Genomic DNA, 12,149 nt, shown 5'->3' on the forward strand with positions numbered 1-12,149 from the left:
GACGGTTACCATGGAGCACTATTTCCTCATCAAGCACTTGCACATGTCGGCCGCTGCGCTGAGCATCACGCTCTTCGTAGTGCGCGCCTGGTGGTCGGTGCAGGAAAGCCCGCGGCTCAACGCCCGTTGGGTCAAGGTATTGCCTCATCTTATTGATACGGCTCTGTTGGGGCTGGGGGTGACTTTGATGGTATTGCTTTCCGTATGGCCCTGGCAGCTTCCTTGGCTTGGCGCCAAGTTACTGGCGCTGCTGGCCTATATCGGTATTGGCACCATTGCGATTAAGCGCGGGGCGACGCCAACGGTGCGAGCCCTAGCCGCGGTAGTGGCGGTGGCTATCTTCGCCTATATGGTGGGGGCCGCTGTTCATCACAGCCCGCTTTCCTGGCTAGCCTGAATTGCAGCTACTTTCTGCCTCACTCCTCACTTTTATTGCGCCATTGAGTGGGCGGCATGGCCGCTCCCTTCGTGGCGCCCGAGCCGGGTGAGCAATTCCAGGTCGATATCGTCATAGGTGATTATCTCGCCACCATGAACTACGGCGAACTGCTCGGCATGCTCATGGCTGGAGAACGGCGCAAGGGTGTGGCCCATGCTGCCGCGCCGATCATGGCCGACCACATACCAAGCGTCTGCTGCAGGGATAAAGGCATCGTCTTTAGGTGCCTCCCAGGGTGTCACGCCGACATCATGTACATAGGCGTGGCGCAGCTGGGTCTGATTTTCGGGCTGCTGGAGGAAAACGAACATCTCCAGCGTAGAGCAGAACTTACGCGCGTCACTGTGGCTTTGCATAAATGCCTGACCTTTGGGGCCTTCGAATTCGGTGATAAACATACCGCATACATGGCAGATGTCATCGCCGCTAATAGGCTGAGGCGGCATCCTTTCGGCGCTGTCAGTGGCATTGTTGCAACCGGTCATGAGCAAAATAGTAAGGGCCAGAATGGGCAGCAGGGCGGGCATGGTCAATCCTCGTTAATAAAATGATGTTAAGAGATGATGTTAAGCGGTATGACGGTGGAAGCGACGGACGGCCAATAGCAGGGGCACCACGACCCAAACCAGCATTGCCAAGGGCGGCCAGGCAGAATGGAACGCACCTTGCTGCGCGATAGCCGCGATACCGCTTTCTAGCTGTGTGCTGTCGAACCCCGACAGGTTGATCAAGCGAAAACTGTCGGTGGGATTGAGCAGCATCAGGTAGGGGAGCCAGTCGCCCCCCTGCTTGACGCCAACCAGTAGGGCCAGCAGTACTAGATCGAATACCAGCACGAACAGAAACCACACTCCTAGTGCCAGCCCGGCGGCCCGTGCCTTTTCGGTGACCGTTACGCTGATCAGGTAGGCAAAGGCCAAAAACACCCAGCCCAAGAGCACACTGCTGGCGATCAATCGTGCTAGGCCGACGGTTAGTTGGATAAGCGGTACGCCTTCAGCGCCCAACGCAATAACCATACCCGCGATACCAAAACCGAGTAGCGTGGCGACAGCCAGAATCATCCCATGGCCGAAGAACTTACCAAACATCAACGCCGAACGACTTATAGGGTAGGTGAGTAGCAGTAGTAGCGTGCCGGCCTCCTGCTCACCAACAACGGCGTCGTAGGCTAGCATCAGCGCGATTAAGGGGATCAGAAAAACGGCCAGAGTTGATAAACTGACCAGGGTGGTGGCCAGTGAAGTAAAACCAAGACCGCCGCTCGCAGCGGCACCAAAGTAGGCAATACCCATTGCCAGAACGGCAAGGATCACGGTGATCGCCAGTACCCAGCGATTACGCAGGCCATCCTGGAACTCTTTGGCGGCGACGATGAACATGGCCTTCATGCGCTGGCTCCTAGCGTCAGTGAGGCGGGGCGAGTAGAAAAATGCGTGTAGAGATGCTCAAGGGTGGGTGGTGATAACTCGATGTCGTCGATATTCGGCATGGTGGTTAATTGACGTAGCACCTGCATTTTATTTTCCGCGGGCACGTTGACCTCCACACAGCGCTCATTGATTGGGATAGGCTCAAGGGACATGGCTTTCCAGAGCTGAGACTGCATGGCCAGCAATGTGCCGTGGATACGAAACGTGAGCGGTAGCTGTGCTTCTTCACGCAGCTGTTTAAGGCTGCCCAGGGCCAGGCGTCGCCCTTTGCCCAGGATCAAGGCGCGGTCGATATAGGGTTCGATGCCCGGCAGTACATGGGAAGAGAGCAGCACGGTACAACCGTTGTCGCGTAGGGCTTTTACCGCTTGATAAAAATCGCGGGTGGCCGCGGGGTCAAGGCCGGTGGTGGGTTCATCCAGCAACAATAGCCGGGGAGACCCTAGTAAAGCCTGGGCCAGGCCAAGGCGCTGGCGCATGCCCTTGGAGTAAGTTTTAACGCGACGGTCGGCGGCTTCGACCAGGCCCACACGCTCAAGCAGAACCGTTACCTGATGGCGGTCAGCGCGCTTTAAACGAGCGAAATAGGTGAGCACTTCACGCCCGGTGAGCTGTTCGTAGAAGGTGACGTTTTCAGGTAGATAGCCCAACTGACGCCGTAGGCGTTCGGCATGTGGCCCGTCAGGAGCGCCACCGAGGACGTCAACGTGGCCCGAGCTGGGCGCAATTAAGCCCAGTATGAGTTTCATGATGGTCGTCTTGCCCGCGCCATTATGTCCCAGCAGGGCGAGCATCTCGCCTTCTTTGATGGTGAGATCCATTTCAGCTAGTCGCACCAGCGCCCCGTGACGCTTGGTAACTCGCTGTAGTTCTATTACTGGGTTCATGGAGCATTTCCTTCTCGGCCGGGCTCGCTCATCAAGGGCGCGCTGTCTCTGACCCCCGGGGGACGAAACACCGGGAACTGACGTTGCACCCAACGCAGTGCCAACACCGCAGGGCTTTGCATCAACAGGCGCGCGGAGGGGTGGCGCCAGAGAAGATGATCCATGGCGTCATTGGGTTCATGAGCGGTGTCGCCGACACCGTTATCGTCAAGATCCCAACCCAGGTAGTCGCTCCAGTAATTGCCCGACCAATCCTGCTCACGGGTGGCGACATACATGACTTGCTGCTTATTAGCGATGAAGGCGTTGCCCGCCATTTGGTTATCCTCTGAACCGGCGGTGAGATGGATGCCGATGTCGCTGGCTGCGAAACGATTATTCTCGATACGATTGAACTGCGAGTTGTAAACGAACAGTGCCTTGCCGTCGCCGCCCGCTAGACGCCCCTCGCCATCTGCCCCCAGGGGCTGGGTGACGCCTTCGACACGGTTGCCGCTCAACAGGGAGTCGGTGATGTTGTTCATCAAAATGCCGTAGTTGTCGTCTGCTTCCGAACGGTTATCAACGACTTCCAGGCGTTTGGATTGCATCAGGGCGTAGCCGGTTCGGGTTCGTTGGGTCAGGTTGCCTTCAAGACGATTGTCGAAGGAGTACATGTAGTGCACGCCATAGCGCAGGTCATGCAGGGTGTTGTCGCGCAGCACGTTGTGGCGGCTGCTGTCGAGATAGATGCCGTCGCGAGTCTGCGCAACATCGTTGGATTCGATAATCGAGTCACTAACGTTATAGAGGTGAATGCCGTTGCCGCGATCCTGAGAGCGCAGTCGGGTATCGCCACGAATGGTATTGCCTATCACACTGACGTTATTGACAGCATCGAGCCAGATGCCGAAGCCAGGCCCGCTTAGCTGGTTATTGCGGATGGTACTACCGTGAGCGCTGGGCTCGACAAAAATAGCGGCCTCCAGTGCTGTCAGGTTATCTCCCCAGTCTTCAATGCGGACACCTTCAAATATAATGTCGGGAGCTGCCAGCACCACCGCATGGCCGTGGCCTCCTGCATCGAGGATGGCTTGCAACTCGCCCCGGATATGCAGCGTGCGGTCAATAACCACACGCCCAGGGTAGCGTCCTGCAGGCAGCAGCAATTGATCGCCGTCGGTCGCCTGTTCGATCAACGGCTGTAACGGCTCACCAGGCGTGGCGAGCCAGTTGGCGGCATAAACCCCGCTAGGCAGCCAAAAAATCCATAGCAGCGCCAGTAGGCAACCTAAATAGCCAGGGTGTCGTTTCATGGTGTTCTCCCGCAGCGGGCCGAAGGAATCGGCCCGCATTGTGTCGTCAGACTCCTGTCAGTGAGGCGTCAGGCGGGTTCGACTAGCATGCGCCCCGTCATTTCCATATGCATTGCGTGGCAGAACCAGTTGCAGTAGTACCAGTGCACCCCGGCTTTGTCGGCGGTGAAGGTGACACTAGCGGTCTGCTGGGGGCTGATCTCCATCTGCACACCGTGGTTGACCATGCAGAAGCCGTGGGTCAGATCCTCGACCTGGTCAAGGTTGGTGATGACCACGGTCACCTCATCACCCTGTTTGACCTTGAATTCGGTCAGGCCAAATTGCGGTGCGATGGAGGTCATGTACACGCGTACTTTATTGCCATCGCGGATTACCTTGCTTTCGCCCTCCAGGTTGACGCCGTCTGCCTCGGCCATGGCCACGGTCTCGGCGAAGAAGGGGTCGTCTCGTGTCCATACTCGGCTTGGGTTGATCTGGTCGGCGCGTACCAGAATACAGTCGTGGGGCTCGGCATAAGTGGGGCCGTCATGCACCAGTTTCATTTCCTCACCGGAGATGTCGATCAACTGATCGTTTTCGGGATGCAGAGGGCCTACCGGCAGGAAACGGTCTTTGGAAAACTTCGACAGCACCACCAGCCACTTGCCGTCGGCATCCCGGGATTCGGTGAGACTGGCGTGGTTATGCCCAGGCTGGTAGTGGACATCGAGCTTCTGACGCAGGTAGTTGACGTCTTCGCCATTGTAGTGGCGAATGGCATCCTCAATATTCCACTTGGCTACCTGGCTATCGATGAACAGCGTGGTATAGGCGTTGCCCCGGCCATCGTAGGTGGTGTGAAGCGGGCCCAAGCCCAGTTCAGGTTCACCCACGATGGTATCGCGCGGTTCGATACTGTCGTCGAACAGCTCAGGCAACTTGTCGATGGCGATGATTGAGCAAGTGGGGGATAGCTTGCCGTTGGCGATGAAATATTTGCCATCCGGTGAGGTATTCACGCCATGGGGGTTCTTGGGGATCGGGATGTAACGTGTCAGTTGCGAGCCCTTGCGCCCATCCAGTACCGGTACGCTTGATTCACCCAGTGTCTTGTAGTTCCCGGCCGCCACGGCGGCTTCAATCGCTTCAACGTCGAATACCACGACCCAGTCGCGCTCGTTGCGCATGGTCTCGGTCAGGGTCATGCCCTTTTCCGAGTTGTAGCAGGTAGAGGCGACGAAACGACCGGTGTAGTCGGCATCGGTGTTATCGAGGTTGCCATCGACGATCACCTGCCAGGCTACGTCCATGCTTTCGGCATCGATAGCGTTGAACATAGTGAAGTAGTTGTCGGGGTTCTCCAGGTCGCGGCCGTCATTGATCTGGGGGATCGGCAGTTCGGCATTGGCGAAGACGTACTTGGTGTAAGGCACCTTCTGCAGGCGCAAACCGTGAATCGCCTGGACGTTGGGGATGGTGGTGACCTTGTCCGTCTTCATGATATCGAGACGAATGCGCGCAACGCGGGTGTTAGCCTTGTCGTTGATAAATAGGTACTTGCCGTCGTAGCTGCCGTCGGTCATGGAAATATGGGGGTGGTGGCAGTCGCCGTTGAGGAAATGGCTCGATTCGCCGAGTATCCGCTTCGACTCGTTGCTGATCCCCCAGCCAGAGGCGCTATCCACGTTGAACACTGGAATCCGCATCAGTTCGCGCATTGAAGGTACACCGAGCACCCGAACCTCGCCCGAGTGGCCACCGCTCCAGAAGCCGTAGTAATCGTCGAGCTCGCCGGGTGCAACGTCGATACCGTTGGCGCCGGCGGCCTGAACTTGACGGCTATTGAGTAACGCACCTGCGCCAAAACCACTGGCCAGGCCCGCCCCGGCAACGCCGGTGACGGCGGTATTGCGCAAGAAATGGCGACGGCCGATATCCTGAATATGGTCTTTTTTATCGCTCATGCTTGATTCCCCTGAGATCAGTCTTGCTGGTGAAGAGGGATGCGTTGCCATGCGGCCTGTTTGCCGCTGGCATCGGTATCCCGTTGGGTCTCAACGCTATTACCGCGCGATGACATATTGGCCGCCTTTTCATAGCGCTTGCGGCGCTTGACCATGGGCGGGCAACGCTGGTCGTCGTGGTAGGTCACTTGGCAGTCGAGACAGTAGTGGCACTCATTGGCATTGATGCGGCCGTTCGGGTGTATAGCGGCCACTTCGCATTCATTGGCACAGATTTGGCACGGGGTACCGCAGCTACCGCGGTGGCGCTTGAGCCAGTCGAACAGGCGTAAACGCGAAGGAATAGCCAACCCGGCACCTAAAGGGCACAGATAGCGGCAGTAGAATTTGTGGTTGAAGGCAGAAATCGCCACCAGTCCAAGAGCATAAATAACGAAGGCCCAGTCACGTTGGAAACGCAGGGTGATTGCGGTCTTGAACGGCTCCACTTCGGCGTAGCGTTCCGCGGTGCCAAGCGAATGTAGCGAGACTGCGAACAAGGCCAGCAGAATGATGTATTTAATCGCCCATAGGCGCTCATGGAGCCCGAAGGGCACCTCGATCTGCTTAACGTTTAGTTTGCGAGCGACCTGGTTGACCAGGTCTTGTAAAGCGCCGAAGGGGCACAGCCAGCCGCAGAAAACTCCGCGGCCCCACAGCAGCAGGCTCACCGCCACGAACGACCAGAGAATAAATAGCATTGGGTCGATCAAAAATGAGGACCAGCTAAAACCGCTTATCAGCGAGTTGGTGAAGGTAAGGATATTGACGACCGATAGCTGGGCCAGCGAGTACCAGCCGATAAATACTAAGGTGTATATCTTGAAACCCAGACGCAGTGGGTTCAGAACACGCGGGTGGCGCGCCAGCACATCCTGGAACAGCATGATGCCAGTGAGCACCAATAATCCGGCGGATAGCACAACGATCTGGAAAGCCTTGTCGCGCCAAACCTGTACCCAGATAGGCTCTTCCACCGGTGGCTCAGGCCGTTCTATATAGGCCTCGGGAACACTGTAGTCGGCGCTAAAGCGGCTGAACTCGGTATCCAAGGGGCCAGAGGCGCGGCGAACCAGTAATTCCAGCTGCCACGGTTGTCCGGGGTCGAAGCCCGCCTCTTCGCGGACGATGAAGATGTCTCGCTCGGCCAGCGAGGGCGCGCCTTCGAGGGCCAGATCACCCAGGCGGATGTGATCGCGATCATGAAAGCTGACCCGAGTGCTGCCCTGTGAAAGCTCGATGCGATCGAAGATGCCGCCGCGCACATACCCTGAACCCTTGAATGAGTAGTCACCACGCCCCATGACGGCAATAGCGTGCTCGCCATCCTTCAGCTCGACCATTAGTTGGTCATAGCCAGTATCGCCGAGCAGGTTGCGGCCAGCGGTTGGTGGGTTGAGGTAGGTGTAAAACAGCTCGATAAAGGTTTTATCGGCGGGCTGTGGCGAGCGCAGGTAATCTTCGGCGGGCGTACCTATAAAGCTCGCATCGACCTCGCCATGGGTCAGTTGCAAACGGCGAATGGTGCCGTCGCCGGTCAGTTCATCCCAGTTGGCAGGGGCGAAAACGTCTTCTCGAACGCGTGCCGGTGGTGTCTGGGAGGGGTCGGCAATGAGCTGCTGTTCAGCGGCCACTTGCCTGGCGCTGCGCATGATGGTGTCGCTGACGACGATGACGGTCACCGTCGCGCCAGAGATAGCGTCAAGATTGTCGCCGACCCTGAGCCTGTCATTGACGTGGGCCGATTCATGCTCATCGGCGAAGCTATTTAGCTTCGATTCGGGAATGCCCACCAGCATGATCGGTTCGGAATGACTGAGGATGTCGGCCTGTACAATTTGCCCATCCAGACCGATGCCCACCAGTACATTGACCGGTTTGCCTGAGTAGGCGGGGATCGGAGCGACATCCACACTCTCAAAAGCGTAGCCGAGCAACTCATCGTCGCTGGCGAGTACACGGCTTACCGGCCACTGTGAATCCGCGGCTTCAAGACGCTCTGCCGTGGGAAACCCCTCGCGTACCTGCTCCAGTTCGATAGCTTGGGCGGGCAGTGTTATCGCTAGGAGTAACAGTAAGCTAATCCAGATGCCGGTTAGACGGCGCGGGCAAGCCACAGGGGACATCGTGGTTTCCTTTTGGGTCAAGAGCGTTATAGAACCGGTTCTAGCAAGTGGTCGACGGCAGCTTTCACTTCGTCATCGCTCAAGCCCAATTGGCCTCCTTTCGGCGGCATTGCCTGAAAACCGTTAATCGCGTGGTCGTACAGGGTGTCCATGTCTTTTTCTAAGCGTGGCTCCCAGTGTTCGGCATTGCCGCGAATGGGAGCACCTGCGGCGCCCGTCATGTGGCAAGCCATGCAGGCTTGGTTATAGGTGGCTTCGCCATCTGCATGAGCGGTAACCGAAATAGAAGCAACAACGCCTAGCAACAGTATGGACGCGAGGGTTTTCATTGAAGTATTCCTTATGCATCTTTTGAGTTGAAATTACCAATTCGGCAACGTGGCAAGGTGGTTTATAGAGGTATACGAGTTGCTGGGTACTGATTGCTCAGTACGAGAAAAGGTATGAAGTTCACTTTAAAGAAATAAGGGGGACTAATGTTGATCTGGATCATTTTTAGTCTCGCGTACCCCTACAGAGCATTAGCTTATTACCCCTTAGTGGGTAGGCGATGACGTCAGTCGTTATTGTGATTTCAACTCGAAATTCAGACGCTTGGCTATGCACCACGGCGCTAGGGGCGTGGCGATGTAAAAATGTTTTTTACAGCGCGGATTATTTCAACATGTTCAAGTACTGGCGCAGGACTACGGCATTGTTACGGCGCTCTTCCTTAGAGGCAAATACCAGAGTAACTCGCTCTTTCCTGGCACGTTGTGCAAGATCACGAAGAGACTCGCGATAAGAGGTTAACTCTTTGAGATAGCGACGGCGGAAGCCACTCCAGTCGAGTGAGCCATGATGAAACGCTTTGCGAAGTTCGCTGCTTGGGGCGACCTCCTTGCGCCATTCATCGATTTTGGCTTCCTCCTTGGACACCCCGCGCGGCCAGATACCGTCGACGAGGACACGATAACCATCTTTGCTTTGAGGTGAGTCATAGGCTCGCTTTAATTCAATATCCATCGCTATCTCGCAAGTCAATGAGTTTCCTTTAAAGCCTAGCTAGTGAGTCGGTTCCACTCTACTTGAATCCTAGTAAGCCCAGACAATAGCCATCAGCAAGCCCCATGCCAGCACCCCGGCGGCCATAACGGTGTAAGTAGCAGACATCGTTGTTACGTCATTCGCTGAGCGTTTACACAGAGCCTGCAGTCCGTGGTAGACCAAACTGCAAGAGATGCCCAGTGCCACCAGTACTACCAGCGCATTGAACAACAGGCTGGGGATCAGCAGAGCGGTCGCTGCTGACCAAAGTGGCAAAGGTGCTAGGGCTGCCAACAGATAAGCGTCGTGGTAGCTAATTGAGAGATCACGATCGCTATTGACCACCGCGTGAATTAGCCAGCCCATTACAAAGAAGGTGAGCAGCTCGGCCAGGAACAGAATGGTCGTGATGAAGCGCCACTGCCGATCGGCGAAGCCTGGAGCGAAGATATCTCCGTAGTGTGTACCGGCATAATAGAGCATCACGGGAGGTAACAACGACATGGGCAGCACGATGCACCAAGCCAGAGTGGCGATTGAAGGATGGCGTTGCTGGAGGTCTTTCCATCCCGCTAAATGGGTAAAGGGCAGTTGAATAATGGTTAGAGGGTTCATTGTCTAGCCTCGCAGTCAGTTGTGATCGTTGTGGGCTTAAAATATCATGTCATGATATTATATTCAGAATTAAGGCTAGTTTGTATTTTGTCAAGTGTGAAGCTTGATTCTCTCTGTTTTAAGAGAGCGCAACCCACATCAGCGGCAGCGGTGCATGCCCGTGTGAAATCTGAGAAGTCATAGCATCAGCCTACCTCTAGAACGGCTATGATCTGGTGCAAATCGCACAGAGTGATTAGGCACTATTAAGAAACCCAGCCGCATTCTGGCTCGAATTAATTAGTAATCTTAAATTTACCCTGGGTTTTGCTCTTGCCAAAAATTGATCTGTGGCAATGTTGCTAGGGGGATTCTTCTGCTAACCTTAAAATGTAAATAATATACATCTTAATAAATGCATGCCTTTTGGCTTCCCAGCCTAAGGTCGGATCTGACTAGCAAGGGAGTATGGCTTATGGCTGATGGTCTCACTAAATCAGCGGCCCGCAATATTTTCTACGGTGGTTCGCTGTTCTTCTTCCTGCTATTTGCCGCGCTAACGGCTCATAGTCATTGGTACATGGTCAATGTCTCCACGGACAGCGAAGGCCTCACGGATTCTGTTAAGCATGGCAAAGAAGTGTGGGAAAAAAACATGTGTATCAATTGCCATAGCATTATGGGGGAGGGTGCTTATTTCGCTCCTGAACTGGGTAACGTCTGGGAACGCTATGGAGGCCATGAAAATCCTGAGGCTGCCCGATCGGGTATTAATGCCTGGATCCGCGCCCAGCCATTGGGGATAGAGGGTCGTCGTCAAATGCCAGCGTATGACTTTAGCGAAGAGGATATGAACTCGCTAATTGACTTTCTCGAATGGACCGATGGTATCGACAACCAGGACTGGCCCCCACATCCCGCTGGCTGAAGCTACCAGCCGAAGGATGAATCAAGGAGAACCGTACAATGAAATATGAAACCCAGAAGGTTGCTTTACCCTTTTTTATGGTGGCCATGGCGCTATTTACGCTACAAATAGTCTTCGGACTACTGGCCGCCACCGTCTATGCTTGGCCCAACTTTATGGCCGAAGTGATGCCCTTTCATATCATGCGTGTCAGCCATACCAATCTGTTGATTGTGTGGCTGCTAATCGGTTTTATGGGCTGTACCTACTATCTGATGCCAGAGGAAGCCGAGCGGGAAATTCATAGTCCCAATCTGGCGTATATCCAGCTGGCGATCTTTGCTTTTGCTGGCGTCGCTGCTCTGGTCGGCTACCAGTTCGGTATCCATGAAGGGCGCGAGTTTCTTGAGCAACCGTTCTGGGTGAAAATACTCATCACCATTTCTTTTCTAATGTTTCTTTTCAATACCAGCATGACGCTGCTCAAGGGCCGCAAGACCGCTATCAATCTGGTGTTAATGCTGGGGCTCTGGCTAGCGGCAGTATTTTGGTTATTCGCTTTCTACAACCCGACCAATCTAGCGGTGGATAAACTCTACTGGTGGTGGGTGGTGCACCTCTGGGTGGAAGGCGTATGGGAATTGATCATGGCTTCCTTGCTGGGTTACCTGCTGATCAAAATGACCGGTGTGGATCGCGAAGTGATCGAAAAATGGCTCTATATCATTGTTGGATTGGCACTGTTCTCCGGCCTGCTGGGCACCGGGCACCACTACTACTGGATTGGCGCACCTGGCTACTGGCAGCCCATCGGCAGTATCTTCTCGACGCTTGAAGTGGCGCCTTTCTTCGCCATGGTGGTATTCGCCTTTACCATGTTCTGGAAGGGCAGTCGTAACCATCCTAATAAAGCGGCCATGCTATGGGCCTTAGGCTGCCCAACCATTGCCTTTTTCGGCGCTGGTGTGTGGGGCTTTATGCATACCCTCTCGTTCGTGAATTACTACAGCCATGGCACTCAGGTAACCGCCGCTCATGGCCATCTAGCTTTCTATGGTGCTTATGTGATGCTGATTCTTGGCGTGATTACCTACGCCATGCCGCAGATCCGCCGTGTGCAGCCTTATAACCAAGTGCTGAACATGTGGGGCTTCTGGATCGTCACCAGTGCCATGTGCTTCATGACGTTTACCCTGACCTTCGCCGGGGTCGTGCAGACTCACTTACAGCGCGTCCTGGGCATGAATTACATGGAAGTGCAGGATCAATTAGGCCTGTTCTACATCATGCGTCTGGGCGCTGGTGTGGCCGTGGCAGTGGGGGCGATCATGTTGCTCTACTCCTTCTTCGGGCCCGCCCGAGAGCAGGTGCCAGCCGGCGGCACACAAATTACAGCTGGGGCAGGCTCGGCCTGAACTTAACGGCCCTGCGGGGCCGTTTTTGCTTTCTTTCTTTAT

General features: G+C 55.3%; 12 protein-coding genes. 3 read left to right on the forward strand and 9 right to left on the reverse strand.

Features of this window, described 5'->3' with window-relative positions:
* The first annotated feature begins 10 nt into the window (after nt 1–10).
* Nucleotides 11–397, forward strand: a complete 387-nt coding sequence (locus RO22_RS12520; protein WP_039858445.1) for a SirB2 family protein — start codon at nt 11–13, stop codon at nt 395–397.
* Nucleotides 398–429: 32 nt separating this feature from the next.
* On the opposite strand, the gene RO22_RS12525 is transcribed toward RO22_RS12520, so the two are convergent.
* The 9 genes from RO22_RS12525 to RO22_RS12565 form a co-directional block, all read right to left on the reverse strand.
* A complete protein-coding gene (locus RO22_RS12525) occupies nt 430–966 on the reverse strand; it encodes a nitrous oxide reductase accessory protein NosL (RefSeq protein WP_039858446.1) in 537 nt (178 codons plus the stop codon).
* A gap of 39 nt (nt 967–1,005) precedes the next feature.
* Complete coding sequence (locus tag RO22_RS12530; protein ID WP_009286640.1) at nt 1,006–1,830, reverse strand: ABC transporter permease; 825 nt, start codon at nt 1,828–1,830, stop codon at nt 1,006–1,008.
* Complete coding sequence (locus RO22_RS12535; RefSeq protein ID WP_051051908.1) at nt 1,827–2,759, reverse strand: ABC transporter ATP-binding protein; 933 nt, start codon at nt 2,757–2,759, stop codon at nt 1,827–1,829. Before RO22_RS12535 ends, RO22_RS12530 begins: the two co-directional genes overlap by 4 nt.
* Entirely contained in the window at nt 2,756–4,054 is a 1,299-nt protein-coding gene (locus tag RO22_RS12540) for a nitrous oxide reductase family maturation protein NosD (protein ID WP_083868730.1), read from the reverse strand. Before RO22_RS12540 ends, RO22_RS12535 begins: the two co-directional genes overlap by 4 nt.
* Nucleotides 4,055–4,122: 68 nt before the next feature.
* Nucleotides 4,123–6,000, reverse strand: coding sequence for a TAT-dependent nitrous-oxide reductase (gene nosZ / locus RO22_RS12545; RefSeq protein WP_027959373.1), 1,878 nt, complete (start codon nt 5,998–6,000; stop codon nt 4,123–4,125).
* A 17-nt stretch (nt 6,001–6,017) separates the two neighbouring features.
* The gene (gene nosR, locus RO22_RS12550; protein ID WP_084625331.1) at nt 6,018–8,165 is read right to left on the reverse strand and encodes a transcriptional regulator NosR; all 2,148 of its coding nucleotides are present in this window, start codon (nt 8,163–8,165) and stop codon (nt 6,018–6,020) included.
* Nucleotides 8,166–8,191: 26 nt separating this feature from the next.
* Entirely contained in the window at nt 8,192–8,494 is a 303-nt protein-coding gene (locus RO22_RS12555) for a c-type cytochrome (protein ID WP_022523551.1), read from the reverse strand.
* A gap of 325 nt (nt 8,495–8,819) precedes the next feature.
* Nucleotides 8,820–9,170, reverse strand: a complete 351-nt coding sequence (locus RO22_RS12560; protein ID WP_027959374.1) for a DUF488 domain-containing protein — start codon at nt 9,168–9,170, stop codon at nt 8,820–8,822.
* Nucleotides 9,171–9,239: 69 nt separating this feature from the next.
* A complete protein-coding gene (locus RO22_RS12565) occupies nt 9,240–9,806 on the reverse strand; it encodes a YIP1 family protein (RefSeq protein WP_009286641.1) in 567 nt (188 codons plus the stop codon).
* Between the two features lie 454 nt (nt 9,807–10,260).
* Between RO22_RS12565 and RO22_RS12570 the strand changes: the two genes are divergently transcribed.
* Both RO22_RS12570 and RO22_RS12575 read left to right on the forward strand, forming a co-directional pair.
* Nucleotides 10,261–10,713, forward strand: coding sequence for a c-type cytochrome (locus tag RO22_RS12570; RefSeq protein WP_027959375.1), 453 nt, complete (start codon nt 10,261–10,263; stop codon nt 10,711–10,713).
* 38 nt (nt 10,714–10,751) lie between these two features.
* A complete protein-coding gene (locus RO22_RS12575) occupies nt 10,752–12,107 on the forward strand; it encodes a cbb3-type cytochrome c oxidase subunit I (RefSeq protein ID WP_009286642.1) in 1,356 nt (451 codons plus the stop codon).
* The last annotated feature ends 42 nt before the right edge of the window (nt 12,108–12,149 follow it).

Origin of the sequence: Halomonas sp. KHS3, from assembly GCF_000830495.1 — a bacterium.
Classification (GTDB): domain Bacteria; phylum Pseudomonadota; class Gammaproteobacteria; order Pseudomonadales; family Halomonadaceae; genus Vreelandella; species Vreelandella titanicae.

Excerpts from the sequence above, each read along its gene's own strand:
- RO22_RS12520 (WP_039858445.1), top strand. The coding sequence starts at position 11 with ATGGAGCACTATTTCCTCATCAAGCACTTGCACATGTCGGCCGCTGCG.
- RO22_RS12525 (WP_039858446.1), bottom strand. The coding sequence starts at position 966 with ATGCCCGCCCTGCTGCCCATTCTGGCCCTTACTATTTTGCTCATGACC.
- RO22_RS12530 (WP_009286640.1), bottom strand. The coding sequence starts at position 1,830 with ATGAAGGCCATGTTCATCGTCGCCGCCAAAGAGTTCCAGGATGGCCTG.
- RO22_RS12535 (WP_051051908.1), bottom strand. The coding sequence starts at position 2,759 with ATGAACCCAGTAATAGAACTACAGCGAGTTACCAAGCGTCACGGGGCG.
- RO22_RS12540 (WP_083868730.1), bottom strand. The coding sequence starts at position 4,054 with ATGAAACGACACCCTGGCTATTTAGGTTGCCTACTGGCGCTGCTATGG.
- nosZ (WP_027959373.1), bottom strand. The coding sequence starts at position 6,000 with ATGAGCGATAAAAAAGACCATATTCAGGATATCGGCCGTCGCCATTTC.
- nosR (WP_084625331.1), bottom strand. The coding sequence starts at position 8,165 with ATGTCCCCTGTGGCTTGCCCGCGCCGTCTAACCGGCATCTGGATTAGC.
- RO22_RS12555 (WP_022523551.1), bottom strand. The coding sequence starts at position 8,494 with ATGAAAACCCTCGCGTCCATACTGTTGCTAGGCGTTGTTGCTTCTATT.
- RO22_RS12560 (WP_027959374.1), bottom strand. The coding sequence starts at position 9,170 with ATGGATATTGAATTAAAGCGAGCCTATGACTCACCTCAAAGCAAAGAT.
- RO22_RS12565 (WP_009286641.1), bottom strand. The coding sequence starts at position 9,806 with ATGAACCCTCTAACCATTATTCAACTGCCCTTTACCCATTTAGCGGGA.
- RO22_RS12570 (WP_027959375.1), top strand. The coding sequence starts at position 10,261 with ATGGCTGATGGTCTCACTAAATCAGCGGCCCGCAATATTTTCTACGGT.
- RO22_RS12575 (WP_009286642.1), top strand. The coding sequence starts at position 10,752 with ATGAAATATGAAACCCAGAAGGTTGCTTTACCCTTTTTTATGGTGGCC.